The sequence below is a fragment of the Parafrankia elaeagni genome (genome assembly GCF_000374165.1).
Taxonomy (GTDB): domain Bacteria; phylum Actinomycetota; class Actinomycetes; order Frankiales; family Frankiaceae; genus Parafrankia; species Parafrankia elaeagni.
Genome location: NZ_KB893728.1, coordinates 60,326 through 86,343, shown reverse-complemented (window position 1 = coordinate 86,343; position 26,018 = coordinate 60,326). Strand labels below are relative to the sequence as shown.

Sequence of the window (26,018 nt, the reverse complement as noted above, 5' to 3'; positions counted from 1 at the left end):
CCGATGACGCAGGCCGAGTCGCGGCCCGGGCCACACCCGGCGTCGCAGCCACCGCCGGACACGACGGCCAGGCCGGACGCGACGGCAGGACCGGGACGGGCCGGGGACGCGGAGCGGTCCCACGATCCACTGGCGGTGGCGCTGGGCAACGCCTCCCTGCTCGGCGTCGGGTACCTGATGCTGGGGCGGGTCCATCTCGCCCTGGTCTCCGTGTTGATCACCGCCGAGCTGCTCATCATCTTCGCCTCGTCCGCGCAGGTGCTGTGGTTCGCCGTCATCGTGCTGGCGTGGTGGGCGCTCCTGGTAGCGCACGGCTGGTGTCTGGCTGGCGGGTGGCCATGCCACCGCGGGACCGGACCGCGTGGGACCGGGCCCCCCGGAGCGCCGGTCCGCCGGTCGTGGGTGCGCCGGTCGTGGGTGCGCCGGTCGTGGGTGCGCCGGTCGTGGGTGCGCCGGTCGTGGGTGCGCCGGTCGTGGGTGCGCCGGTCGCTCGCCCTCGTCTCCGTGCTCCCGGTGCTGCTGGCGTTCGTGTTCCTCCGGCTCGACACCGGGAAGATCGAGAAGGACGTCACCGCGGCGCGCATCGCGGGCGACTGCTCGCGGGCAGAGGCCGCCGTGGACCGGGTGACCCCCGCCCACCGGATGGTCACGATCTCCCCGGCAGCGGACGGCGAGCGCACGGTCGAGGCCTGCGCGCAGCTGCGGACAGCCGGCGACGACCTCGCCAACGCCCTGGGCGGCGACACGACGGAGCTGGAGAGCGGGTTCCGGGCACTGTCGACCGTCCTCGCAGACCTGCCCGGCCATGAGCGCGCGGTGCGGGCGGTCCTCGACCGGTTCCTCGGCGGCCTACCGGCCAAGGATCCCTGCGACACCGCCACGATCACCACCTGGCTCACCGAGCGGCCGGCCAGCGGTAACGATCTCGACCGCGCTGCCGAGGCCGTGCCCCGGCTCGCGCCCGCGGCGCTGGTCGGCTGCGGTGACAAGCTTCTCGACGCCGGGAATCCGAACGGGGCCCAGGCCACCTTCCAGCAGCTGCTCGACCGGTACCCCGGCGACGCGCTCGCCCCACGGGCACGGGACGGCCTCGCGCGGATCGGCCGGGAGGCGGAGGTCACGAACCTGCGCGACCTGCTGCGCGCCCCGGCGGCCGGCACCCTGCCGCAGTACTGCACCGCCCCGGTCCCCTTCTCACAGGCGTCCAGCGGCCCGAACCGGGCCCTGGTCTTCGGCGCCTCCACCTACGTGGACGATCTGCCCGGCGAGTGGAAGGCCGGCGACCTGACCGCCGCCACCCGGGTCCTCTGCGTCGGTGATGACGAGCTGGGCTCGGCGGTCGAGACCTGCCGTTACAACCCCGGCGGGAACGTGACGTTCCATCGGGTGGCGCTGCCCGTCCGCGTCCACGACCTGCGGACCGGAGCGCTGCTGACCGATACCAGGGTGGAGATCAACGGCTCGAGCTGTCCCTTCACGCTCTTCGGCTATGACACGGAGCGCTACGTCACCCCCTCCGGCCCGGACATCCAGGCCGCCTTCAGACCGCTGATCAGCCCCTGACCAGCGGGGCCGGTCAGGAGAGCTCGCGCTTGAGGATCTTGCCGGTGGCGGTCATCGGCAGCGTGTCGACGAACTCCACGATCCGCGGGTACTTGTAGGCGGCCATCTGCTCCTTCGCCCACCCGATCAGCTCGTCGGCGGTGACGGTGGCACCCGGTTCGCGGATCAAGACGGCCTTGATCTCCTCCCCGTGACGCGGGTGCGGGACGCCGATGACGGCCACGAGCGACACATCCGGATGGGTCACCAGCACCTCCTCGATCTCCCGCGGGTACACGTTGTACCCACCTCGGGTGATCATGTCCTTGGAGCGGTCGACGATGTAGTACCAGCCGTCCTCGTCCCTGCGGGCCAGGTCGCCGGTGCGGAACCAGCCGTCCCGGATGACCTCGTCGGTCTCCTCGGGACGCCGGTGGTAGCCCTTCATCACGTTGTGCCCGCGGACGGCGATCTCGCCGATCCCGGCCGGGTCGGCGAGCTCGTCCCAGGTGTCACGTTCGAGGAGGGTCATCTCGACACCGCGGATCGGCAGGCCGATGGAGCCGACCCGCGGCGGCTGGCCATACGGCGAGAACGACGCCACCGGCGAGGTCTCCGACAGCCCGTACCCCTCCAGGATGGTCACGCCGAACTGCTTCTCGAACTGCCGGTGTACCTCGACCGGCAGCGCCGAACCTCCCGAGACGGCGACCCGCAGGTTGCGCGCGAGTGCCGCGGTGTCGATCGACGGATCCTGCCCGAGCGCGTTGCGCAGACCCCAGTACATGGTGGGGACACCGGCGAACATCGTCACCCGCTCGGCGAGCATCAGCCGGATCGCCGCGCCCGCGTCGAACCGGGGCAGCAGTACCACGGTGCCGCCGAACGCGAACGCCCCGTTCTGGACGACCGTCTGCCCGAAGGAGTGGAACAGCGGCAGCGCGCCCAGGTAGGTGTCGGGGCGGGAGATGTCGGAGCCGAACTGGTCCCGCCCGGCGAGCGCGTTGTCCCGCATGTTGCGGTGCCGCAGCTCCGCCCCCTTCGGCCGCCCGGTGGTCCCGGACGTGTACAGAATGACCGCGGTGTCATCGTCGTCGCGCGTCACTGTCGCGAACGTGGACGGCCTCTCGGCGAGCGCCCGCGCCAGCGTCTCCACCGGGCGCGCCGCGGTTCCCGCCACCGGCGACTTCCCGGCGGGGTCGACCGTGATGACGAAGAAGTGCTCGCAGGCCGGCGTGTCAGCGAACCCGGCGAATGCCTCCTTCGCCATGGGCAGCTCGGCGGTTCCCTCGAAGCAGAAGTAGGCCCGCGCGCCGGAGTCAGCCAGGTGGTAGGCAATCTCCCGGCGCCGCAACAGGACGTTGAGCGGCACCACCACCGCACCCGCCTTCAGGATGCCGTAGTAGACCACCGTGAACTGCGGGATGTTCGCACACGTCAGCGCGATTCTGTCGCCGGGACGGATCCCGCGGTCGACCAGCAGGTTCGCCACCCGGCCGGCAGCGGCGTCCACCTCGGCGTAGGTCAGCCGGGACGCCCCGAGGACCACGGCGCAGCGGTCGGGACAGGTGACGGCGGTGTTCTCGAGAAGCTGTGACAGATTGGCCATGGCCGCGTCCCTTTCGCTCAGGATCGCGGCACACCGGTCCGGCCTCACCGGCCGGATCCGCCACCCGCCACCCGTCTCTGTGCTGCCCTGCCCCGCCTCCCGGGCCGAAACTCATCCGAGCCCGATCCAGCGGAGCGCAACAACGTGCAGTGAGAACATGGTGACCGAAAGCGGCGTCGCGGGAAGCCTGTACCGAAAAGAGGCTCCCGCAGACGGAGCGGTGAGATCAGCTGTGGGAGTGCGCCCAGCGCAGCACGCGGTGGCGGCGGACCGGACGCTCCCGCTCGACCCTCCCGGAGACCGGACGGCGGGGCGCCGCGGTGGCCTGGGGCTCGGGCAGCGCGGCGGGGGCGCCGAGGGTCAGGAAGGTCTCCTCGGGGCCGAGGAACCAGGAACGGGCAGAACCGCGCGGGGCCGGCTTCGCGGGCGCGCCGGGGCGGACGAAGGCGTGGACGACATTCATCACAACAGGCTCCCAGGTGCAGAGAAAAGACTGGTGACGGCAACCAGGTCACAACCGCCACCCTTATGGTGCGCTCATCCCGGAGCTTTCATGAGGCCTTCCGGACGTGACCTGAGACGCACCGCCGCGGGCGAAATATATTGTGATCCACGCCCGTGGCCCATGACACAAAACAGCCCGCCGGACCCCCGAGACAGGGGAATCAGCGTTGCCCGAATCACATTTCGACCACACCTCGGTGACGCATGTCACGGAGACGGCCAGGACCCCTGTGCCACAGGCAGGCCACCCGGCATCCTGATGCTGGCGACCTGCCGCGCGACGGAGCTCACTTCAGTACGGCCGTTACAGCCACTCCTCGCCGGGTGGCCGCACCGGTGGGCCGGGAAGGGCCCGCACCCGGCCCGACCGCGGGTATCGGAAGAACGGTCGGGTCGGAGCGGGTCGGAGGGGGTCGGAGGGGGTCGGGCCGGTGCCCTCGAGCGTCACTCCGGCCTCGGTGGTGGCGGTACGGGCAAGTCCCCCGCCGACAGCCAGGGCGACCGTCAGAATCCCGATCAGTGTGCGGCTCGCAGCAACAGTCACACTATTCGACGTCATTCGCGGCAGGGCGCGAGGAGTTCTCTCGGCCAACATGCATTTTACTCCGCGCTCGCAGGCGTGTTCGCCATGGCGATCGGTCGGCCGGCGAGATCAACGGGTCGACGGTAAGGTGTCACGCCTGTCGTGCGGCTGTTTCTGCCGGTCGACGTCCTCACCTTCCTCGGCGATCCGGTGGCGAAGGCGGAGTGGGGGCAGGCCCTGCCGGGCGGGAACAGCTGTGGAGCGGCGGGGCGACGGGCCGTTGCCGCCAAGGTTGCCGCCCGCGAAGGGACCACCCGAACACCACGTTCGGGCGTACGGGGGCGCATTCAGGCGATTCTCCGGGTCAGGCGCACCTACACTCGCCGTCCACATCGGCGGTCCAGGACCGACCGGAGAGTGAGGCGAGGTCAAGAATGACACGAGCTCCGAGCCGTGGCAGGCGTCGGCACTGGCGAGAAGGGGGCCGCCCCGGGGGCCTCCGGCCCGGCCGAACGAGACTGACGGGCCAGGCGGTGCTGCTCGCCGTCAGCCTGGCGGCCACGGCGACACTGGTGTCCTGCAGCGACGACTCCCCGCCCGAACCAGCGGGGCGAACCGACGTCGGACGTCCCTTACAGCTGCGCGACGGCGCACTCCAGGGACCCGCCTGCACACCGGGGCCGCAGGGTGGCACCGCCCTGTTCGTCACCGACCGGTGTGTGGACCCGACGCTGAACCAGCCTTTCGTCGACCGGGACGAGAAGCAGGACATCACCGACCCCGCCACGGATGTCACCGTCCGCGTCCGCCACATCCACGGTGGTTTCACCGGCACCAGGGCCACGTTCTCCCTCTACTTCCCCGAGCGCTATCAGGGCCGTTTCTTCCATTCGACGTATCCGACGCTGTCCACCGACGAGGCCGCGCCGAACACCGTGGCCTTCGCCGTCTCGAGCGGGGCGTATGTCGTCTCCACGAACAACGCGGGCGGCCTGCCCGGCGCCGGTGACATCGCCGGTTACCGGGTCAACGCGGCGGCGGCGAAGTTCTCCCGGGCGGTCGCGGCGCAGGTCTACGACGATCCTGCCCGCCCCCGCGGCTACATCTACGGGGCGAGCGGCGGCGCCTACCAGACGATCGGCGCCCTGGAGAACACCGAGGGCGTGTGGGACGGCGGGGTGCCGATGGTCCCCGGCACGCCGAACGCCATCCCCAGCAGCATGACCACGCAGCTGCTGGCGCTGCGGGTCCTGAAGCCCGTCTTCCCACAGATCGTGGACGCGATGGAGCCCGGCGGCAGCGGCGACCCCTACGCCGGCCTGAACGAGGAGCAGCGCGCGGTGCTGCGCGAGGCGACCCGGATCGGCTTCCCGCTGCGTGGCTGGTGGGACCACGAGAACATGACCGGCGGCGCCTTCTTCGCGGTCGGCGGAGGGGTACGCGTTCTGGACCCGGGCTATGTCGACGACTTCTGGTCGAAGCCGGGCTACGCCGGCACCGACCCGGCGTCGTCCGCCGGGGCCGCGCGCGTCCGGCACGAGGCCGAGGTCACCGCCCGGGCGGACGACGCCGGCGTCGCCGCCCGGCCGGCCCTGCGGGACGTCCAGGGCACGCCGACGATTCCGGCCGCGCCGCCCGGCAGGCTGACTCTCGGTGCCGCGCCGGCCGGGGAGCTGGCCGGGGCCGACCTCGTCGTGCTCAGCGGCGCCGCCGCCGGGAAGACGGTGCCCCTCGGGGATGTGGAGGGAAACACCATCACCTTCGGGACCGGCGCGGACAGGGCGGTGACGGACACGATCCGCCCCGGCGACCGGCTCCGTCTCGACAACTCGTGGATCATCGCGCTGCAGTACTACCAGCGCCACCAGGTCCCGGCGCCCGGCGAGTACGGCTGGGACCAGTTCCGCGGCCCGGACGGCACGCCGCTGTACCCGCAGCGCCCGCTCCTCGTCGGGCCGACGTTCGCGCAGGCGGCCAGCGGCGCCGTCCCCACCGGCACCTTCCACGGAAAAATGATCATGCTGGGCTCACTGCTCGACACCGAGGCCTTCCCGTGGCCGGCCGACTGGTACCGCCGGGCGGCGCAGACCCACCTCGGCTCCGGCCTCGACGGCTCCTACCGGCTGTGGTTCATGGACAACGCCGGCCATGTGCCGCCGCGTGACGCGGCCGCCGAGACCCACATCGTCCGGTACCTGTCGGAGCTGCAGCAGGCTCTGCTCTACCTCGACGACTGGGTCACCCACGGGACGGCGCCGCCGGCCAGCACCAGCTACGAGGTCGACGGCGAGACGCAGATCCACGTGCCGGCCGGTGCCGACGAGCGCCGTGGCGTCCAGCCTGTCGTCGACGTCAGGGTCACCGAGGTCGACGACCGCGAGATCCGGCCCGCCGCGCGCGCCGACGCCCGCGCCGGTCGGCCGGTCACCCTCGACGTCACCGCCGAACTGCCCCCTGGGGCCGGCGAGATCGTCCGGGTGGAGTGGGACTTCGACGGCACCGGCGCCTATGCCGAGCGGCCCGAGATCGACCCGGCCGACGGCACGGTCCGGCTGACCGCCACCCATACGTTCGACCGGGCCGGAACGTACTTCCCGGTCGCCCGGGTCACGGCCCGGCGAGCCGGCGCCGGGGACAGCCCCTACGGGCTCGTCCAGAACCTCGCCCGCGCCCGCGTCGTCGTCCGCTGACGCAGGAACCGCACAGGCGGCGGGCTGTCGCCGACCGACCCGATCGAGCCTGCGGCGGCCCGTCGGATGGCCGGCGGCAGCCCCGTCAGGTGCGGGCGGCGGGCCCGTCCAGGAGGGTCTGGCGCAGCCAGGCACGCGCGGCGGCCAGGTACTCGACGCTGATGGTCGTCTCCGACGCCCAGGTCTCGAAGCCGTGCGGCGCCCCGGGCACCGAGTGGAAGGTCGTCGGCACCCCGGCGGCACTCAGCCGCTGGGCGTAGGCGCGGTCCTCGGCGAGGAACAGGTCGACCTCACCGACTCCGATCCAGGCGGGCGGGAGCCCGGCCAGATCGTCGCGCCGGGCCGGCACCGCGTACGGCGGCACCGGGGCGGCGGAGCCGGGCTCGGCGCCGAGGTAGGAGCGCCAGCCGAAGCGGTTCAGCCGGTTGCTCCACACCGGGTGCGGCGGGGAGTCCAGGTCACGACGGGCGGCCGTGCGGTCGTCCAGCATCGGCGCGTGCAGCCACTGGGCGGCCGGCCGGGGGCCGCCGCTGCGGTCCTGCAGCCGCTGGATCAGGGACGCCGCGAGCCCGCCACCGGCGCTCTGACCGCCGATTGCCACCCGCGACGGGGCCACCCCCAGCGCCGCGGCCTGCCCCTGCAGCCACTCCCAGCCCGCCTGGCAGTCGTCGAGCGGAGCGGGAAACGGGTGCTCGGGTGCCTTGCGGTACTCGACAGCCACCACGGGGATGCCCAGCGCGAGGGCGGTGCCCGCGCACTGGCGGTGGTCCTGGACGACGGCGCCCATCACCAGCCCGCCGCCGTGGATCCACAGCAGCGCGGCATCCGAACGCCGGGTGTCAGGGCGGTAGACCTGCAGGCCCTGCCCCGCCTCGGGATACTGCTCGACGGTGACCCCGGCGAACGGGGGTGCCGGCAGCCGGCCGATCGCGAACCGCGCGAAGCGCAGCACCGGCGCCCGGTACACCGGAAGTCGCGGTGAGCGGCGGAGCCTGGCGCGCAGTTCCGGCGCCACCTGGGCGGACGACATACGCGGGGATGCTAGCCCAGAAAACCCGGCGTACGGGGAGAAATCTCTACGCCTCGGATCTACGCCTCGGACAGCGGTGGGGACAGGCGCGCGCCCCAGCCGCCGGACTCGACCAGCCGGGCCGCCTCCTCACGGATGATCTCACCGACCCTGGTGGCGAAGCCGCGGGGCAGTTCGAGGTTCGCGGTGACGGCGATACCGAGCTGCCGGGTCAGGGACGGGTCGCGCAGCGGGGCATAACACAGCTTCCTCGCGTCGATCTCGGCGGCGCAGGCCGACAGCGGCAGCACACCATAGCCGCGTCCCGCCTCGATGAGGCTTTTCGTGACCTGCAGTGAATCGGTGGAGAAGCGAGACTGCAGCCGGTGTTTGAGCCGCAGCGCGGTGTTCTCGATGCTGGTACGGATTCCGCTCGGAGATGCGGGAAGAATGAGCGGGCGGCGGGCGAGCTCGGCGAAGTCCATGGCGGTGCCCGGCTGCAGGTCCGAGGTACGCCCGCCGACAAGAACGAGATCCTCGACCAGCAGGTCGTGATAGAAGAGACGGCCGTCCTGGACGGGGTCGATGACCGAGATGTCGACAGCGCCCTTCAACATTCCCTCGACGAGCACGTCCGTACTGGCGACGCTTATCTGGAAGTCGACTCTGGGAAATGCCGCGCTCAGACCGTCGAGCAGTGGGGAGGCGAGGATGCCGGTGGCGGTGGCCGGCAGGCCGATGTGCAGGCCACGCTCGACCCGCGCCAGCGGGGACCCCACGTATCGCATAGCGAGCTCGAGCTGGCGCAGCGGCGCGGCGGTGGTCGCCCGCAGCCGCTCCCCCTCCTCGGTGAGCTGGACACCACGGGCCGTGCGCCGGAACAGGGTGACGCCGAGATCCTCCTCCAGCAACCGTACCTGGCGACTCAGCGCCGGCTGGGCGATCCCCAGCGTGTTGGCCGCCCGGTTGATCGAACCCTCGTCCGCGATGCGTAAGAAGTACCTCAGACGATGAGTGTCCATGTCCCCGACATTACCCCAGCTATGCCGATCCTGTATATCTGAGCGCCGAATTTTGTATTGGCAGCCCGCCGCCACAGCGCCCTAGCATCACTCGAAACAGTCGCGACGGGGCGTCCTGCCGTTCGGGCCGTACACCCTCGCCGGCACGGCGGCAGGAGATCTCCCATGCGCGTGGAGGAACAGGAAGAACAGGACTGGTCTGCGGCGATGGGGCTCGACCGGCTCCCCACGCACATCATCGAGAAGCGCGTGAGCGACCTGTTGGACCTGAGGGGCCAGAAGGCGATCGTCACCGGGGCCGGCGGCGACGGGCTAGGCCAGGCCATCGCCAATCGCCTGGCCGGTTCCGGTGCCGATGTCGCGCTTGTCGGCCGAACCTTCTCCAAAGTCGAGCGCAGAGCCGCCGAGGTCGAGAAGCGCTGGGGCGTGAAGGCCGTTCCGATCCGCGCGGACATGTCGGACTGGGACCAGGTGCACCAGGCCGTGACCGAAAGCCGGGAAGCTCTCGGCGGTCTGGACATTATGGTCAACAATCCGGTGATGGTCTCGGCCGGTGCCTTCGAGAACTTCACCAAGGACCAGATCGACGGCACGGTGCTGGGCAGCCTGACCATGATGATGTACGGCGCCCACGCCGCCCTGCAGTACCTGGTTCCGCAGGGGTCCGGGCGCATCATCAACATCGGGGCGGTCGGCGGGCGCGTCCAGCAGCCCGGCCTCACCGTCTACTGCGCCTGCAAGGCCGGCGTCATCGGCTTCACCCGCAACCTCGCCCACGAGTTCGCGCCCCGGGGCATCAACGTCCTGGGGGTGGCGCCGGGCATCATGATCAAGCCCGACATGAAGCGGATGATCCTCGACCCGCAGAACGAGGGCGACCTCGCGGGCCGCACCACGATCGCGAACGCGCTGAGGAACCAGGTCCAGCTGGGTCGTGTCTGCCTGCCCGAGGAGGTCGCCAACATGGTTGCCTACCTCGCCTCGGAGGCCGCCAACTACATGTGCGGCCAGACCATCGACGTGGCCGGCGGCCAGTGGATGGGGTGAGCGCGCGCCCTCTGACGTCACCTCGGACCCGGACCTGGTGGAGCATCGTGGAGATGGTGGATGCGCGGACTCTCAGGTAGGACCTTCGTCAACACGTCGTCGGGGGCCGCCGTCAGCGGCGGCAGCGGCGACCAGCTCCGGACCGCCTACGCGGCCTCGAAGTCGGCCGTCCACGCGCTCACCCGGCACATCGCCGGCAACTGGGGCCGCCAGGGGTGCGCTGCAACGGCGTGATGCCAGGCCTGGGCCATCGACGGCGGCGCGAACATGCGTGCCTGAGCGCCGACATGCGCGCCTGGCAGCGGACAACGGCGAGGAGGGAGTCACCATGGGTTTACAGGACGAGCTGCTGGACGAGGCCCGGGCCGGGACCGGCCTCACGGACTTCGGTGACGACGCGTTCCGGGAGGGGCTCGAGCGGCTCACCCGCTCGCTCGAGACGGAGGCCCGGCTGAACACGACCGGCCAGGTCGTGCTCCGCAGGCTGCTCGGCGGGCTGCTGTCGCAGCGGCTGCAGGTCGAGGACTGGTACCGGCGTCACCCGGAGATCGACGACGAGCCGATCGTCGCCCCGCTGATCGGCCTGGGGCTGCCCCGGACGGGGTCGACGGCCCTCTCGGCCCTGCTCGCCGAGGATCCGCAGGCCCGCTCGCTGCGCACCTGGGAGGCATCACAGCCCTGCCCGCCGCCGTCCACCGGCGACGGGCTGGAAAGCCGGCTCGACGAGAGCCGCTCCGACGCGGAGTTCCGCGCGACGAGCTCGCCGCGGCGCGCCAAGCTCGTCCCGGCCAGCGCGACCGGGCCGACGGAGTGCCAGGGCCTGATGGCGCTCGACTTCAAGGCGCACTACTTCCAGGCCTTCGCCTACGTCCCGTCGTACTCGACATGGCTGCTGGAGAGCGCCGACCTCACCCCGACCTACCAGTACGAACTGCGGGTCCTGAAGCTGCTGCAGTGGGGTTTCCCCGCGCGGCCGTGGCGGCTGAAGTGCCCCACCCACCTGCTGTTCCTGGACCAGCTCGACGAGGTCTTCCCGGACGCCCGGTTCGTGATGACACACCGGGACCCGGCCGAGGTCATGGTCTCGGCGGCCGACCTGTACGCGGCGGTGGCCCGGTCCTACTGCGACGAGATCGACCTGCGCTACCTCGGCGCGCTCAATGTCGAGCACTGGTCGGTCGGGATGGAGCGCGCGCTCGCGTTCCGCGACAGGGGGGCGGACGGCAGATTCTACGACATCGACTTCCGGGCGATGCAGCGCGAGCCACTGCGTGAGGTGCGCGGGCTGTACTCCTGGCTGGAGGAGCCGGTCACCGAGGAGTTCGAGGCCGGGATGAGGCGGTGGTGGCGGGAGAACGCGGAGAAGCGGGAGGCCAACATGCACCCCGACCCGGCCACCTTCGGCATCGACATCGACGAGGTCCGCCCGCTGTTCGCCGCCTACACCGCACGCGCGGAACACTGGACTGCTCGCTCCGAGGACACGTCTCATGACCATTCGTGAGTGGGAGCCCGAGATGACAGGAACACGGCGGCCGGAGATCTACTACGATCCGTACGACCTCACGATCGATGCGAATCCCTATCCGGTGTGGCGACGGCTGCGGGACTCCGCACCGCTGTACTACAACGAGAAGTACGACTTCTATGCACTGAGCCGGTTCGACGATGTCGAGAGGGCGCTCACCGACTGGGGTACGTACATCTCCGGTCAGGGTTTCATCCTCGAGATCATCAAGGCCGGTGTGCAGCTGCCACCGGGCAGCCTGCTGGCGGAGGACCCCCCGGTCCACGACATCCATCGCGGGCTGCTCTCGCGCGTGTTCACCCCGCGCAGGATGGCCGCACTCGAGCCACAGGTCCGGGCGCTGTGCGCACGGCTGCTCGACGAGCTGGTAGGCGCCGGGAGCTTCGACTTCGTGGCCGACCTCGGGGCGATCGTCCCCATGCGGGTCATCGGCATGATGCTCGGCATCCCCGAAGGCGACCAGGAGGCGATCCGCGACGCCGGCACACGACGCCACCAGCTCACCGACGGCGAGGCGCCGTCGCCGACCGATGCCCGCTCGACGGCGCAGCCGTTCGCCGAGTACGTCGACTGGCGGGCCACCCACCCGGCCGACGACCTCATGACCGAGCTGATCACCACCGAGTTCACGGACGAGACCGGTACCACGCGCCGGCTCACCCGCGAGGAGGTCCTGACCTACACCTCCGTTCTGGCCGGCGCGGGCAACGAGACCACCAGGCGACTCATCGGGTGGACCGGCCAGCTCCTGGGTGAGCATCCCGACCAGCGCCGGGAACTCGCTGCCGACCGGTCCGCCGTCCCGCAGGCGATCGAGGAGATTCTCCGCTTCGAGTCGCCCTCGCCCGTGCAGGGCCGGGTCGTCTCCCGAGACGTCGAACACCACGGAGGGACCATCCCCGCGGGCAGCGCCGTGCTGCTCCTCAACTCCTCCGCCAACCGCGACGAGCGCCACTTCACCGACCCGGACACCTTCGACATCCACCGCCGGATCGACCGGCACCTCGCCTTCGGCCACGGCCTGCATTTCTGCCTGGGCGCCTCACTGGCCCGGATGGAGGGCCGGGTCGTGCTCGACGAGGTGTTGAAACGGTGGACCGACTGGGAGGTCGACCGCGACAACGCGGTGCTCGACCACACGTCGACGACGAGGGGATGGCTGAACCTGCCGGTGATCCTCTCCTAGACTGGCCCTCACGTCGTCCACGGACCCGCGGCGGACAGCCCGGCCCGCCTCGACCGCGAGCGGGTCTGGATCGTCGACCCGCTCGACGGCGCGCCACTGCGCTACGACCAGGCCAACCCGTACCTGCCGGATCTGCTCGTCTGCCGCCCGGAGCTCGCCGCGACGGTCATCAGCGTGCTGCGGGGCAGCTGAGCGCGGACGAGGCCGGATTCACCGGAGGATGCGGCGTTCACATTCTTTCGGCCAGATCCAGAAGGCAACCGGATCAGTTGCGCCTGCGCCACGACGACTCGATAGGCCTTTCAACCTCAGGTCGCCCTCTGCCCACGCCGAGTACCACTCACTGCCGTTCACCAGCAGCGGGAGAGAGCCGCACGCGCGCCGCAACAGGCGTTCACGCTCCGATTTATCCGCCTTCGGCGACCATGGCCATGGTGCCCCAAAAGATAGCGTGCGAGCTGGTGAGGGCCGCGACACCGCCCCGACCAAACGCCTTTACGACCTCTTGAAAACGGCCCCCTGAGGCCTTCACACCCTGGCCGTGAATCCCAGCATGCGGCGCTCCGCCTCAACACGGCGAGATCCAACGCGCAAAAGAGGGCACCTCATTCCGGGCCGCCTCGGGGCCCATGCCCGGCTCGCCTTCCGCACCCGGCGGCGCCCCATCTGGACGGCGCCCCACCGCCCCGCCGCCCTTCCCGGAACAGCGCGGCGGCGGCCGCGAATTGCCGGCATGCCCCTGCTCCGAATGACTCCCGAGAGATCGCCTCGGCCTCGCCACAGCACCGCGGCGACCGGATGGCGGTACTCCGGCGGGATGGGCAGACAGCGGCAGCCGAGCGACCACCCCCTGACCGCTTGCTCCGCGACAGCAGGCCATGCCGCGGGGCAACGCGAGATCCGGCGGTGGGCGGGCCGCGGGACCACCGGGCGGCGGATGTCCGGCACCGGGTCCGGCAACCTAACAAAGTCCCGAGAAAATGCCGACAACGCTTGTGCCGCAGAGTCGGACGGATACATGATCTGCCGCCTGTACAACATTTCCTTTCGGGCCGGAACACCCAGGCCATACGCATCAGCCAACACTTCGACGGAGGGCGGCTTTGGAGCTGGACGTCAGCGGTCTGCAGGTCACCTACGCGGGGGTCATTCGCGCCCTGCGGGACATTGACCTACGCGTTGGGACCGGCGAGATAGTCGCCGTGCTCGGAAGCAACGGAGCGGGCAAGACGACGCTGCTGCGCGCTGTCACGGGCTCCCTGAAACGCCACCGGGCCAAGGTCGACAAAGGCCAGATCACCTTCGGCGGGCGGTCCCTGGTGGACGCGCACCCGGCCGACGTCGTCAACCGCGGGGTCGTTCTCGTCCCGGAGGGGCGCCGAGTGTTCGGGCGGCTGTCCGTCGAGGAGAACCTCAAGGCGGGCGCGATAACCGTCCGCAGCCGGGCGACCCGGGCCGAGCGCCGGGAAAAAGTCTACGGAATGTTCCCTCGGCTCGCCGAGCGCAGTGGGCAGCGCGCCGCGCTGCTCTCCGGCGGCGAGCAGCAGATGCTCGCCATCGGCCGGGCGCTGATGTCGGGCCCTCGGCTGCTGCTGCTGGACGAGCCGTCGCTCGGCCTGGCGCCGCAGATCGTGACCCACATCGGCGAGGTCCTCAAGCAGATCAACCAGGAGGGCACGTCGGTGATGCTCGTCGAGCAGAACGCCGCGATGGCTCTCGGCGTCGCCGACAACGGCTATGTCCTGGAGCTCGGGCGGGTGGAGCTGTCGGGCCCGGCTGCCGAGCTGGCCGCCTCCGACGACATCGCCTCGCTGTACCTCGGCCGGGGCCACACCGGCGGCACGGACCACGACGACACGCCAGCCCGACCGGACCGACCAGGCGGGCCGGGAGGGCCGGGCGACGGCGCCGGGGGCGCGGCCAGCCCCACCGGCACGGCGGGAGGCGCGGCCCCGCGGCCGACGTTGAGCCGTTGGACTCCGCCGGCGCGCGGGCGCTTCGGGCTGCTCGGCGCCGGAGCGGCGACCGGAACGGGCCGGCCGTGACGATCCTGAGCGGCAGGGGCGACAGCGACGCCGGCCCGGCCCGCACGGCGCACGGGGACGTCGCCGCGCTGGAGGTCGACAGCGTCACCGTCCGGTTCGGCGCACTCACCGCGCTGTCCGGGGTGTCGCTGCGCGCCGAGCCGGGCACGGTGCACGCGGTGATCGGGCCGAACGGCGCCGGCAAGTCGACGTTGTTCAACGTCATCTCCGGGGTGTACCGGGCGTCGGCCGGCAGTGTGCGACTCGGCGGGACGACGCTGACCGGGCGGCGTCCACACCGGATCACCGCCCTCGGTGTCGGGCGGGCGTTCCAGAACATGGCGGCCTCGCCGAGCGAGTCGGTCGAGGAGAACATCATGCTCGGCCGGCACCTGCTGACCCGCGCCGGTTTCGTCGGCGCCGGGCTGAAACTGCCGTGGGCGGTGCGGGAACAGCGGCTGCACCGGGCGCGGGTCGTCGAGATCGCGGAGTTCGTCGGCCTCGGGCATCTCCTCGACCGGCCGCTGGGCATCCTCTCCTACGGCGACCGCAAGCGGGTCGAGGTCGCCCGCGCGCTGGCGACCGAGCCGCGGGTGCTGCTGCTCGACGAACCCGTCGCCGGCATGAACGCGGCCGAGACCCTGCGGATGTCGGAGATCGTGCTTTCCGTCCGCGAGTCGCTCGGGATCACCGTTCTCCTGGTGGAACACGACATGTCCATGATCATGTCGGTGGCCGACCGGATCAGCGTCCTCGACTTCGGCCGACTCATCGCCGACGGCACTCCGGCGCAGATCCAGAACGATCCGGCGGTCATCGCCGCCTATCTCGGCACCGGCACCGAGACCGGCACCGACACGGGCTCCGGAGCCGCCCCGGCACCCGCGCCCGCACCGTCCCCGTAGTCGCGACGAACGCCTCGGCCGACGCCCCGCCCCGACCGGAGAGCCCTCGCTTTGACCACCTTCCTGTCGTTCCTCCTCAACGGCCTGTCGCTCGGGTCGTTGTACGCCCTGATCGCGCTCGGTTTCGTCATCATCTACAAGGCCAGCGAGATCCTGAACTTCGCGCACGGCGCCTTCCTCCTGCTCGGCGCCTATGTGATCGCCCGGGTCGAGCCGTCGGTCGGCTTCGCCGCCGCCGTCGCCATCGGCATCGCCGTGACCGCACTGGTCGCGCTCGCGTCGGAGAAGATCCTGTTCTCGCGGATCCGCAGCGCGCACGTGGCCTCACTGACAATCATGACGCTCGGCCTGGACGTCCTCATCACCACTGATCTGACCAGGCGGATCGGCTCCAGCGTGATGTCGCTCGGCCAGCCGTGGGGCGCCGACGTCGTACGCCTGGGCGACGTCAACATCAGCGAGAACCGGCTGACCGCGATCGGCGTGGCGTTCGTGCTCATCGGCCTGCTGTTCGCCGCGTTCCGCTTCACCAGCTGGGGAGTGGCGCTGCGCGCGGCGGCCGAGGACCCGGAGGCCGCGGCCCTGATGGGCATCCGGCAGGCACGGGTCGGCGCGGTCGCCTGGCTGATCGCCGGTGGCCTCGCGGCGGTCGCGGCCGTGTTCCTGACCGGCAGTCCCACGCCCGGCCTCGAACCGAACCTGCGCACGATCGCCTTCGCCGCGTTCCCCGCCGCCATCCTCGGCGGTCTCGACTCGACGACCGGTGCGCTGGCCGGCGGCCTGATCGTCGGCGTCGCCGAGTCGCTGTTCGCCGGCTACAGCTCCAGCCTGACCTTCCTGGGCGGCGGTTTCAGCATCGTCGTCCCCTACGTGGTGATGATGCTGGTGCTCCTCGTCCGGCCGGCCGGCCTGTTCGGGACGAAGGAGCTGCACCGTGTCTGACCCGACGACACAGAGCACACCAACGACACAGAGCACACCGGTGGCCGTGCCGGGCACCGGGGCCCCGGGCCCGGCGGCCGGCACGCGCCGCGCCCGGCAGCTGCGCCGCCCGGCCGCGGGCAGCCTGCTGCTGATCGTGCTCGTCGCCGTGCTGGCGGTGCTGCCGTTCTATCTGGAGGAGTTCTGGCTACGCACCGGCTTCGCGGTGTTCGGTGCGGCGATCGGTGCGATCGGACTGAACATCCTGGTCGGCACCACCGGCCAGCTGTCCCTGGGGCACGCGTTCTTTCTGGCCGTCGGCGGGATCAGCTACTGCTGGCTGTCCGGCGAGTCGAACGACTCCGGTTCACACCCGTATGTCGGCCTCGGGCTGCCGCCGCTGGTCGGCATGGTCCTCGCAGTCGGCATCTCGGGTCTCGCCGGACTTCTCTTCAGCCCGATCGGCGCCCGCCTGAAAGGTCTCTACCTCGGCATCGCCTCGCTGGGACTGGTGTTCGTCGGCATCCACGTCTTCAACTCGGCCAGTGAGGTCAGCGGCGGCCACAACGGGCGCACCGTGCCCGACTTCTCGCTGTTCGGGTTCACCTTCGACGACACCGATCCGGACCTCTACATCCTCAATGTTGAGTTCGAGAAGTTCGAGCGGCTGTGGTATCTCGGCCTGGTCCTGGCGGTCGGGTGCTATCTTTTCGCGCGGGCGGCGCTGAACGGACGTCCCGGCCGAGCGCTGCGTGCGGTGCGTGACAGTGAGATCGCGGCGTCGGTGAACGGCGTGAACGTCACCGCGTACCGGGCGAGGGCATTCCTGCTCTCCTCGATGTATGCGGGTCTGTCCGGCGTGCTGTTCGCGCTGGCGATCGGCAGTGTGGCGCCGGAGTCGTTCGCGATCGAGATCTCCGTCCAGTACCTGGCCATGATTGTTCTCGGCGGTCTGGGATCGGTGGGCGGCGCCTGCGCCGGCGCGGCGTTCGTGACCGCGCTGCCATACGTGCTCAGGCAGTACGCGGAGTCGATTCCGGGACTTTCCGAGCCGGGAACCGGCGGGGTGAGCTATTCCGAGGCCGCCCGGTACGCGTACGGCGCGGCGGTCATCCTGGTGATTGTCTTCTGGCCGAGCGGGCTGGCCGGAATCGCCCGCGGGCTGAAGGCGGCAGGCAGCAGACGCGCCTCTCGGCAGGCCCCTACCTGACGGCGGACGAACGATCACTCCACCCTCCGAACCACCGGGCCCTCCCGAACCTCCCGAACCACCCGGCCTGCCCGAACTGACCGAATGTCCCGCCGGCCGCGCCGCTATGGGGATCAGCGCGCGTCTTTCCCGGCAACCAAGTGAACGCGAGTGAGGGGACCAGGATGCACGGTATGAGAACCAGGCGATCCGATCTGATGCGCCCGGTCGCGGCGATCGCCGCGATGGCGGCGATCGTCACGGCCGCGTCGTGCAGCACGAAGTCCGACGACGAGCCGCCGCCCGCCGAGAACAGCGCCGGCACTGTCCGGACCGGGGCCGGCATCGAAGGCGACGTCATCACCCTGGGTGTGCTGACCGACTTCACCGGCCTGAACGCGGCCAGCGGCAAGGATGTCACCGAAGGCCAGCGGATCTACTGGGACCGGCTGAACCAGGGCGAGAAGATCTGCGGCCGGTTCACCGTGGAGCTGGACATCAAGGACCACGGCTACAACGTGCAGACCGCGGTCACGCAGTACGCGGAAAGCTCCGGTGACGTCCTCGGGTTCGTCCAGGTTCTCGGTTCCCCGATGGCGACCGCCCTAATTCCCGAGCTGGAGCAGGACGGCCTGATCGGCATTCCGGTCGCCTGGGCGAAGAACCTCGCGGCGAGCCCCGGCTATGCGGTTCCCGGCCCCACCTACGACGTGGAGACAATCAACGGCCTGGATTACCTGCTCGAGGAGGGGCGGATCAAGGAAGGTGACAAGATCGGCCACATCTTCCACGACAGCGAGTACGGCAACAACGCGCTCGAGGGCAGCAAGTTCTTCGCCGCGCAGCACGGCATGACCATCGTCGAGCAGCGCATCGGCGCCGCCGAGCCGGACATGACCTCCCGGGTCACCGCGCTCGCCGCCGAGGGAGTCACGGCGATCGTCCTGACCACCCAGCCCAGCCAGACCGCGGGTGCCGCCGCGGCGGCGAACGGCGCCGGGCTCGACGTGCCGCTGCTCGGCAACGCCCCGACGTTCTTCCCGACTCTGCTCGACACGCCGGCCCGGGACGCCCTGATCGAGAACTTCTACCTCGTGGGCCCGAACGTCGGTGTCGGCCTGCCGCCGGCCGCCGACCTGCTGAAGGCGTACAAGGAGAAGTTCCCGAACGTCGAGCCGTCGAACAGCGTCGTCACCGGCTACTCGTCCTCCAAGATCATGGAACTGATCCTGCAGAAGGCGTGTGAGGACGGCGACCTCACCCCGGAGGGTGTGCTCGCCGCGAAGGCTGCCATCAGCCCCGCCGACACCGACGGTCTGACCGGCACGCTCGACTTCTCCAAGCCGGGTATCTCCCCCTCTCGGGAAAGCTTCCTTGCTCGACCGAAGGCCGGCGTGCCCGGCAGCACCGAGGGCGTTGCGGCCAACTACGAGGGACCGACGGTCGCCGCCTACGTTCGCGGCTGACGCCTATGTCCGACCGGGGTCCCGCTCGACGGGTGAACCAGCCCGCCGAGCGGGACCCCGCCGCGTTCCCGCGGGTTGGCGCCCGCGGATCGGCGCCCGCGGATCGGCGCCCGCGGGTTCCGGTTGTCTACTGGCTCGCGCGCAGGCGGGTGCGGATCGCCTGGGCGACGCTGACGAGGGTGACGTGGCGATGCCAGCCCGTCCACGAGCGGCCCTCGAAGTGGTCCAGGCCGAGCGCGTCGCGCAGTTCACGGTAGTCGTGCACGATCCTCGCCCGGATCCGGGCGAGGCGGACCAGCTCGCGCAGCTCGGCGCCGGCGGGCAGTGTCGACAGCCAGTAGTCACTGGGTTCGGGCGTGCCGGGCGGCCACTCGGCCAGCAGCCAGCATTCCGGTGGGCCCTGATCGGGGGTCGGCGTACGGATCCGCAGCGCGAGGAAGCGGGAGCGCCGCAGCCCGGTGCCGGTGACCTCGGCCGGACCCAGCTGCGTGCCTGCCCGCCAGGGCACGAACCGGCCGTCGGGCCAGCCGCTGGTCATCACCAGGGTGCGCAGGTCCCACGGCGGGTCGGCGTGGGCCGTCGCGGGCGCCGGCCGCCCGCTGTCCGGGTACGCCGCCGGCGCCGTGTCGGCCGCCTGCACGGTCGCGGTCGGCGTGACCGCCACCAGGTAGGGGACACCCCGCTCGGTGAGCCCCCGCCGAAAGGCCGTGACGTCCCCGTAGGTGGCGTCCGCGACGACCGGGCGGACGGGCATCCCCCACCCGCGCAGCTCGTCGAGCATGTCCAGCGCGAGTCGCCATTTCTCCTGGTGCCGCTGGTCGTCCGGGATCGCCGCCTGCGCCCGCCGGGTCCGGGCCACCGCGATCTGGGCGGGATCGCCCAGGGCGGTGTCGTCCCACGAGGGAGGCAGGAAGAGCCGCCAGTTCAGCGCCGCCGACATCTCGTCGGTCACCGCGTGCGCCGACACCCCGATCTGGCAGTTCCCGACCCTGCCCAGTTTGCAGGAGTACATCCGGGCGACACCGGGCGAGGTCGGGCCGTCCTTCGGGAAGCCGCTGTCGTCCACCACCAGCGCGACCGGGTCGAGGGCGCCGACCGCCCACCGGGTCAGTCGCCGGCGGACGTCCCGGTGGTCCCAGGTCGAGCTGGTGATGAACTGCTGGAGACACTGGTGGTCGACCGCGAGCCGATCCGCCATCGGACGCATCGACTTGCGCCTGCCGTCCAGCAGCAGGCCACGCAGGTACAGCTCACCCTTCGCCCGCTGGTCACGCCGCCGCAGCCCGCCCAGCATGTCCTCGGCGAACGCCTCGACCACCGGGCGAACCCTCTCCATCTCCTCCGGTCTCACAGGGCAATCCCACACCGGCGAGATCTGCGCCACATCCGATAGCGACCGAAAGATCCCCCGAAAGTGCCAGTGCGGCCGGTTAGTGCCCAGTCAGTGGCCGCGACTCCGGTAGCCGCAGAAGGAAGCCTGCTCCTCGACAGCCCGGCGGGGACGACACCCGTATCCGCGTTCGCGCCCTGGCTGGCCGGGCCGCCACGGACACCGCCCGCAGCCTCGTCACCGTCGCCGCCGGCACACCGAGCTGACCCAGCCCTCAGGAAAGAACCCAGAAACCGGGTCCAGCCACTGCCGTCCCGGAGTTCTGGAACTTCACTCCACATATCCATTTGAACTGGAACGTTGCTCCACGGTTCCGTCCCGGGACACAAGCCGTTCACCAGGCCCTCCTAACGTTCTGTGCATGCCAGCAGCTCAGCCCGGCTCACCGGACGCACGGCCGTCCGCCGGGCCGTCCCCCGAATCCGCGGCGCCAGCGGTGCCCGCGGCAGAGCGGACCTCCGGCAGCGTGCTGGAGCTCGCGCGGGATCTGTCCGCCAGCCTGTCGCCGGCCGAGCAGCGGGTCGGCCGGGTCGTGCTGGGCGACCCGGTCGGTGTCATCCACCTGTCGGTGACCGAGCTCGCCGCGGCCTCCGACACCTCGGTCGGCACGGTGATCCGGTTCTGCCAGAGCCTCGGCCTGCGCGGCTACCAGGACCTCAAGCTCCGGCTCGCCCGCGACTCGATCCCCGCCGAACGCCAGCTCCTCGAGGAGGTCAGCCCCGAGGACGGGCCGGAACAGGTGTCGCGCAAGGTGCTGCTCAGCACCGCCCGTGCGGTCGAGGAGGCCGCCGCGCACTTCGACGCCGAGATGCTCGCCCGGGTCGCGGAGACCCTGGTCAGCGCCCCACGCATCCAGTTCGTGGCCGTCGGGACGTCGGCCCCGCTCGCCTCGGACATCGCCTACCGCCTGACGACGATCGGGCTGCCGGCCTACTTCCCGGCCGACGTCCACGTACAGGACGTGAGCGCGCGGATGCTCCGCCCCGGCGATGTCTGCTTCGCGGTGAGCCACACCGGATCGACCACCGAGACCCTCGCGGCGATGCGCACCGCCCGCCGTTCCGGCGCGACGACCGTCGCGCTCACCAGCTTCTCCCGGTCACCGCTGACCGAACTCGTCGACCTGCCCCTCGTCGCCGGCAGCCGGGAGACCTCCTACCGCATCGAGACCATGACCAGCCGCATCGTCCACCTGGCGTTGCTGGACGCACTGTTCGTCCTCATCGCGCTGCGCCATCCCCCATCACGGGACGCCCTCGCTGCCACCGCCGACGTCCTCACCGAACACCGGATCTGACGGCACCCGCACCTCGCGGCACGCCGACTCCAGCTCCGTCCGAGCACCGGCCTGATCACCGGCCGGTTCCGCATGCCTGAACCCGCGTGCACCCCTCCGTCATGTCCTCAGTTCCCGCGGCGATCCGCCGCGGTTCGTGCGCGCGCAGAGAGGAGGTCCGACCATGCGTGGACGTATCGTCACCACCCGGGGTGAGCCCCGGGCCGGCGTCAGGGTGAGCGACGGCGCCACCGTCACAGCCTCGACGTCCGACGGTTCCTTCACCCTCACGCCCAGCGGGCCGTTCGTGTTCGTGGTCCGCCCGGCCGGCTACGGCTGCGAGCACTGGTTCGTCCCGGCCACGGCCGAGGATGTCACCTTCGTCCTCACCCCCGAGCCGGATGTCTTCCCGCACCGCTTCGTCCACATCTCCGACCTGCATGTGAGCCGCCCCGACCTGGCCGCGGCGATCTACCCGCAGCCGAGCGAGATGGGCAGCCACGACGCGCTCGCCGCCTTCTTCGCCGGGCTCACCGAGCGGGCGGGGGACGTCGCGTCGGTCGTCGCCACCGGCGACCTGACGGACTTCGGCAGCGACGAGGAGTTCGAGGCGCTGCGCAAGGCCGTCGAGGGCAGCCCCGTCCCGGTGCATCTCCTGCCGGGCAACCACGACCACATCGGCGGCTCGTTCGACTCGTTCAGCATGGAGGTGACCCGCACCAACTACCTGATGCACTCCGGCGACCCGGCCGGCTACGAACGCAACATCGGGCCCCGCTGGTACTCCTTCGACCTGCCCGGGCTGCATGTCGTCGCGCTCGACTGGCACACCCACGAGCTCGGCCTCGACAACGACCGCCAGGACGCCTGGCTGCGGGCCGACCTGGAGTCGCTGCCCGCCGGCACGCCGTGGATCCTGCTCAGCCACGACCAGCCGTGGACGTCGATCCTCGCCGGCCTGCCCAGCCAGCCGCTCGCGACCTTCTCCGGGCACCGGCACACCTCCCGGGTCGTCGAGGTCGGCGGGACCCTGCACGTCAACACCCCGACGCCGCTGTTCGGCGCCCTCGACTACTCGCCGCCGTCCTACCGGATCGTGACCTGGGACGGCGAGCGGATCACACTGCGGACGCAGGCCGTCGCGCCGACGGGCCTGGAGCGGGCGACCTTCGAGATCCCGGACGTGCCCTGGGCCCGGATGCCCGCCGGCAGCCTCCTCGACGGCGCTTCCGGCGACAGCGCTTCCGGCGACAGCGTGCGCTGGGTGCACCAGCTCTCCGGCCCCGGTCACCGCGCGCCGGTCCGGGTCAGCGGAGACCTGGTGCTCGCCGGGGTCCGGCACGAGGACAGCGCCTCGGGCGCGGTCGAAGCCCTCAGCCTCGCCGACGGGACGCTCGCCTGGCGCGCGCCAATGCGCTCCTCGGTGAAGGGCACACCGACCGTGCACGGCACCGGCCCGGGCAGCGGCAGCGGCAGCGGCAGCGGCAGCGGCAGCGGCAGCGTGCTCGTCGCCGAGGTCTCCGGCGACGTGGTGAGCCTGGACCTGGCCGACGGCCACGAACGGTGGCGGGTGCCGTCGCCGGACCCGCTGCGCCAGTTCATCTGGCTCGACCCCGTCGTGGCGGACGGGCTGGCGATCGTCGGCGACCTCTGTCACCTGCGCGCTCTCGACGCCGAGACCGGCGAGCTGTGCTGGGAGCGCACCGACCTCACCCCGTACCAGACGATCGTGGCGCACAGCGCCCCCACGGCCGTCGGCGACACTCTGATCGTCGGGGCCTGGCCAGCACCGGCGACAATGATCGGTCTCGATCTGCACACCGGCGCGACCCGGTGGCCAACGGGCCAGCCCGCCGGCGGCATGGCCCTCGACAGCCCGACTCCGATCGGCTCCCCGCTGCACGACCTGGTGACCGGCGACCTGGTCTTCGCCGCGTCCGGTCGGGTCGTGCGGGTGTCCTCGGCCGACGGGAGCACCGTCTGGTCGGCTCCGGTGAGCCTGCCACTCAACCCGGCCACGCCGGCGGCGGCTCCGGACGGGATCGCGATCGCGGACGCCGGGTTCGGCCTGGTCCTGCTCTCCCGCGAGGACGGATCGCCGCTGTGGCGGACACCGCTCGGCGGACCGTCTCCCTTCGCGATGACCAGCTACACCCGCACTCCGCACGCCATCTTCGCCGGCCCGACGCTCCTCACCGCCGGGGACGGCACCGCGGTCCTCGTTGCCCCGGGTCTGGACGGTGTCCTGCACGTCGTCGACGCGACCACCGGAGCAGTACACCGGCCGGTGGACGTCGGTGTGCCGGTGGCGGCCCCGGTCACCGCCGCCGAGGATCTGCTGCTCGTCGTCGGCGTGGACGGCCGCGTCCTCGCGTTCGACCGCGCGGTCCTGCGATGACGCTCACGACCGGCCCCGCCGTGCCCGCCGTCACAGAATCGACGGGGCACCCGAGCGGCACGCGGCCGCCGCGGGGCGCGGCGGCGGACGGCGCCACGGCAGCCGTGCTCACCGCCCCCGCGCTGGTCCTCATCACCCTGTTCGTGATCGTGCCCGGCGTGCTCGCGCTGGTCGGCAGCCTGTACGAGATCGACCTGTCGGACGGGACCACCTGGACCTGGGTGGGGCTGGCGAACTTCACCGACGTCCTGACGGACCCCGAAGTCCTGCAGGCGATGCGCAACACCCTCGTCTACTGCGCGCTGACGATCGTCCCGAGCATGGTGATCGGGCTGGCGCTGGCGCTGCTCACGGAGTCGCTGCGCCGCGCCCGCGGACTCGTCCGCACCCTGCTGTTCCTCCCGTTCACCGCGAACCTCGTCGCGATGGCCGTCGTCTTCCGGTGGATCTTCGCGCTGCGCGGCGGGTTCGCCAACCAGGCACTCGCCGTCGTCGGCATCGCCCCAGTCAACTACCTGGGCGACGAACGGTACGCGCTCACCACGGTCGCCGCCGTCGGCGTCTGGCGCGGGGCGGCGCTGACCATGGTGCTGTTCCTGTCCGGGCTCACCGCGATCCCGACCGCCGTCCACGAGGCCGCCGCCGCCGACGGGCTGACCGGCTGGACGAAGCTGCGGCTCGTCACGCTGCCACTGCTGCGTCCGATCATGGTGTTCGCCAGTGTGATGACCGTCCTGCAGGCGGTGCAGGTGTACGACACGGTGAACGTGATGACCGGCGGTGGGCCGCTGGGCGCCACCGAGACCGCGCTCACCATGACCTGGCGGCTCGGGTTCACCTACTTCGAGCTGGGCAAGGCGGCGGCGCTGTCGGTGCTGCTGCTCACCGTCCTGGCCGTGCTCGGTCTGCTGCGCCGCCGCTCGCTGCTCGGCGGTGCCCGATGAAGGCGCGCCGCCTCACCGGCCCGGACACGCTCTGGCGGACCACACAGGCCGGCCTCGTCCTCGTCACGGTCAGCGTGGCTGTCTTCCCCTTCTACTGGATGCTGCGCACCGCGGTCGCCGGCCAGGACTCGGTCTTCTTCGACGGCATCTCGTTCCTGCCGGAGTCGATCGACCTCGGGAACTTCTCCCGCGCCTGGAACCAGGCCGACCTCGGCACGGCCATGCTCAACGGCGCGATCGTGACGATCTCGATCCTCGCCCTGCAGCTACTCACGTGCATCCCGGCCGCCTACGCCTTCGCGAAACTGCGCTTCCGGGGCCGCAACGCGTTCTACGCGACCGTCCTCGCCTGCCTGCTGATCCCGACGCAGGCGACCGCGATCCCGCTCTATCTGGGGATCGGGTCGGTCGGGCTGAACAACACCATGGTGGCGCTCGTCCTGCCCTTCACCACGAGCGCGTTCGGCGTCTTTCTGCTCCGCCAGTACATGACGACCATCCCGGACAGCCTGCTGGAGGCGGCGCGCGCCGACGGGCTCGGCACGGTCTCCACGCTCGTCCGCGTGGTGGTGCCGATGAGCGCACCGGCCATCGCCACGTTCTCGGTGTTCTCCATCTTCGTGCACTGGAACGACTACCTCTGGCCGCTGCTCGTCGCCCGCGACCCGGGCCTGCGCACGCCGCCGCTGGCCCTCGCCGTGTTCCAGCAGGCGGAGACCGGCACCGACTTCGGCGCGCTCGCCGCCGGAGCGGCGATCATCACCGCTCCCATCGTCGGGCTCTTCCTGCTCGCCCAGCGGCGGTTCATCGCCGGCATCGCCGGCGGCGAGCTGCCCGGCTGACCT

The 26,018-nt window shown here is 71.2% G+C and carries 21 protein-coding genes and 1 pseudogene; 16 read left to right on the top strand and 6 right to left on the bottom strand.

Annotation, left to right across the window (positions count from 1 at the left end; all coding sequences use genetic code 11):
• Positions 1 to 3: 3 nt before the first annotated feature.
• The gene (locus B207_RS0116955; RefSeq protein WP_018637758.1) at positions 4 to 1,563 is read left to right on the top strand and encodes a tetratricopeptide repeat protein; all 1,560 of its coding nucleotides are present in this window, start codon (positions 4 to 6) and stop codon (positions 1,561 to 1,563) included.
• A 13-nt stretch (positions 1,564 to 1,576) separates the two neighbouring features.
• On the opposite strand, the gene B207_RS0116950 is transcribed toward B207_RS0116955, so the two are convergent.
• The 3 genes from B207_RS0116950 to B207_RS0116940 all read right to left on the bottom strand — a co-directional run bounded on the left by B207_RS0116950 (position 1,577) and on the right by B207_RS0116940 (position 4,199).
• Positions 1,577 to 3,151: a long-chain-fatty-acid--CoA ligase gene (locus B207_RS0116950; RefSeq protein WP_026311141.1), complete on the bottom strand. Its 1,575-nt coding sequence runs from the start codon at positions 3,149 to 3,151 to the stop codon at positions 1,577 to 1,579.
• Between the two features lie 226 nt (positions 3,152 to 3,377).
• Positions 3,378 to 3,614 carry a hypothetical protein gene (locus tag B207_RS0116945; protein ID WP_018637756.1) on the bottom strand — a complete coding sequence of 79 codons (237 nt, stop codon included), beginning with the start codon at positions 3,612 to 3,614 and terminating at the stop codon, positions 3,378 to 3,380.
• A 345-nt stretch (positions 3,615 to 3,959) separates the two neighbouring features.
• Positions 3,960 to 4,199 (bottom strand): hypothetical protein, encoded by a 240-nt coding sequence (locus B207_RS0116940; RefSeq protein ID WP_018637755.1) that lies wholly within the window; start codon positions 4,197 to 4,199, stop codon positions 3,960 to 3,962.
• Between the two features lie 512 nt (positions 4,200 to 4,711).
• Between B207_RS0116940 and B207_RS0116935 the strand changes: the two genes are divergently transcribed.
• Complete coding sequence (locus B207_RS0116935) at positions 4,712 to 6,868, top strand: hypothetical protein (RefSeq protein ID WP_018637754.1); 2,157 nt, start codon at positions 4,712 to 4,714, stop codon at positions 6,866 to 6,868.
• Between the two features lie 85 nt (positions 6,869 to 6,953).
• Here the strand turns inward: B207_RS0116935 and B207_RS0116930 are convergent, their stop codons facing one another.
• Both B207_RS0116930 and B207_RS0116925 read right to left on the bottom strand, forming a co-directional pair.
• Entirely contained in the window at positions 6,954 to 7,898 is a 945-nt protein-coding gene (locus B207_RS0116930) for an alpha/beta hydrolase (RefSeq protein WP_018637753.1), read from the bottom strand.
• Positions 7,899 to 7,957: 59 nt separating this feature from the next.
• The gene (locus B207_RS0116925; protein WP_018637752.1) at positions 7,958 to 8,899 is read right to left on the bottom strand and encodes a LysR family transcriptional regulator; all 942 of its coding nucleotides are present in this window, start codon (positions 8,897 to 8,899) and stop codon (positions 7,958 to 7,960) included.
• Between the two features lie 165 nt (positions 8,900 to 9,064).
• On the opposite strand from B207_RS0116925, the gene B207_RS0116920 reads away from it, so the two are divergent.
• The 10 genes and pseudogenes from B207_RS0116920 to B207_RS0116880 all read left to right on the top strand — a co-directional run bounded on the left by B207_RS0116920 (position 9,065) and on the right by B207_RS0116880 (position 19,165).
• Positions 9,065 to 9,946: an SDR family NAD(P)-dependent oxidoreductase gene (locus tag B207_RS0116920; protein ID WP_018637751.1), complete on the top strand. Its 882-nt coding sequence runs from the start codon at positions 9,065 to 9,067 to the stop codon at positions 9,944 to 9,946.
• 60 nt (positions 9,947 to 10,006) lie between these two features.
• Positions 10,007 to 10,180 (top strand): hypothetical protein, encoded by a 174-nt coding sequence (locus B207_RS38450; protein WP_230205062.1) that lies wholly within the window; start codon positions 10,007 to 10,009, stop codon positions 10,178 to 10,180.
• A gap of 94 nt (positions 10,181 to 10,274) precedes the next feature.
• Positions 10,275 to 11,450 carry a sulfotransferase family protein gene (locus tag B207_RS0116910; protein ID WP_018637750.1) on the top strand — a complete coding sequence of 392 codons (1,176 nt, stop codon included), beginning with the start codon at positions 10,275 to 10,277 and terminating at the stop codon, positions 11,448 to 11,450.
• On the top strand, positions 11,437 to 12,660 hold the full coding sequence (locus B207_RS0116905) for a cytochrome P450 (RefSeq protein WP_018637749.1): 1,224 nt from the start codon (positions 11,437 to 11,439) through the stop codon (positions 12,658 to 12,660). Before B207_RS0116910 ends, B207_RS0116905 begins: the two co-directional genes overlap by 14 nt.
• Positions 12,661 to 12,741: 81 nt before the next feature.
• Positions 12,742 to 12,852 (top strand): annotated as a pseudogene (locus B207_RS41540) (3'(2'),5'-bisphosphate nucleotidase CysQ); the annotation flags it as partial.
• 911 nt (positions 12,853 to 13,763) lie between these two features.
• Positions 13,764 to 14,705, top strand: a complete 942-nt coding sequence (locus B207_RS0116900; protein ID WP_018637748.1) for an ABC transporter ATP-binding protein — start codon at positions 13,764 to 13,766, stop codon at positions 14,703 to 14,705.
• 2 nt (positions 14,706 to 14,707) lie between these two features.
• Complete coding sequence (locus B207_RS34260) at positions 14,708 to 15,589, top strand: ABC transporter ATP-binding protein (protein WP_407671425.1); 882 nt, start codon at positions 14,708 to 14,710, stop codon at positions 15,587 to 15,589.
• A gap of 51 nt (positions 15,590 to 15,640) precedes the next feature.
• Positions 15,641 to 16,531, top strand: a complete 891-nt coding sequence (locus B207_RS0116890) for a branched-chain amino acid ABC transporter permease (protein WP_018637746.1) — start codon at positions 15,641 to 15,643, stop codon at positions 16,529 to 16,531.
• The gene (locus tag B207_RS0116885; RefSeq protein WP_154675408.1) at positions 16,524 to 17,720 is read left to right on the top strand and encodes a branched-chain amino acid ABC transporter permease; all 1,197 of its coding nucleotides are present in this window, start codon (positions 16,524 to 16,526) and stop codon (positions 17,718 to 17,720) included. Before B207_RS0116890 ends, B207_RS0116885 begins: the two co-directional genes overlap by 8 nt.
• A 173-nt stretch (positions 17,721 to 17,893) precedes the next feature.
• Positions 17,894 to 19,165 (top strand): ABC transporter substrate-binding protein, encoded by a 1,272-nt coding sequence (locus tag B207_RS0116880; protein WP_195905305.1) that lies wholly within the window; start codon positions 17,894 to 17,896, stop codon positions 19,163 to 19,165.
• 127 nt (positions 19,166 to 19,292) lie between these two features.
• Here B207_RS0116880 and B207_RS0116875 read toward each other — a convergent pair whose 3' ends face one another.
• Positions 19,293 to 20,501, bottom strand: a complete 1,209-nt coding sequence (locus B207_RS0116875) for an IS701 family transposase (protein ID WP_035740964.1) — start codon at positions 20,499 to 20,501, stop codon at positions 19,293 to 19,295.
• Positions 20,502 to 20,916: 415 nt separating this feature from the next.
• On the opposite strand from B207_RS0116875, the gene B207_RS0116870 reads away from it, so the two are divergent.
• The 4 genes from B207_RS0116870 (at position 20,917) to B207_RS0116855 (ending at position 26,015) form a co-directional block, all read left to right on the top strand.
• Positions 20,917 to 21,852 carry a MurR/RpiR family transcriptional regulator gene (locus B207_RS0116870; RefSeq protein WP_084692182.1) on the top strand — a complete coding sequence of 312 codons (936 nt, stop codon included), beginning with the start codon at positions 20,917 to 20,919 and terminating at the stop codon, positions 21,850 to 21,852.
• Positions 21,853 to 22,015: 163 nt separating this feature from the next.
• Complete coding sequence (locus B207_RS0116865; protein WP_018637741.1) at positions 22,016 to 24,229, top strand: outer membrane protein assembly factor BamB family protein; 2,214 nt, start codon at positions 22,016 to 22,018, stop codon at positions 24,227 to 24,229.
• On the top strand, positions 24,226 to 25,173 hold the full coding sequence (locus tag B207_RS0116860) for a carbohydrate ABC transporter permease (RefSeq protein ID WP_018637740.1): 948 nt from the start codon (positions 24,226 to 24,228) through the stop codon (positions 25,171 to 25,173). Before B207_RS0116865 ends, B207_RS0116860 begins: the two co-directional genes overlap by 4 nt.
• Entirely contained in the window at positions 25,170 to 26,015 is an 846-nt protein-coding gene (locus B207_RS0116855; protein ID WP_018637739.1) for a carbohydrate ABC transporter permease, read from the top strand. The genes B207_RS0116860 and B207_RS0116855 overlap by 4 nt, the downstream gene beginning before the upstream one ends.
• Positions 26,016 to 26,018 lie beyond the last annotated feature (3 nt).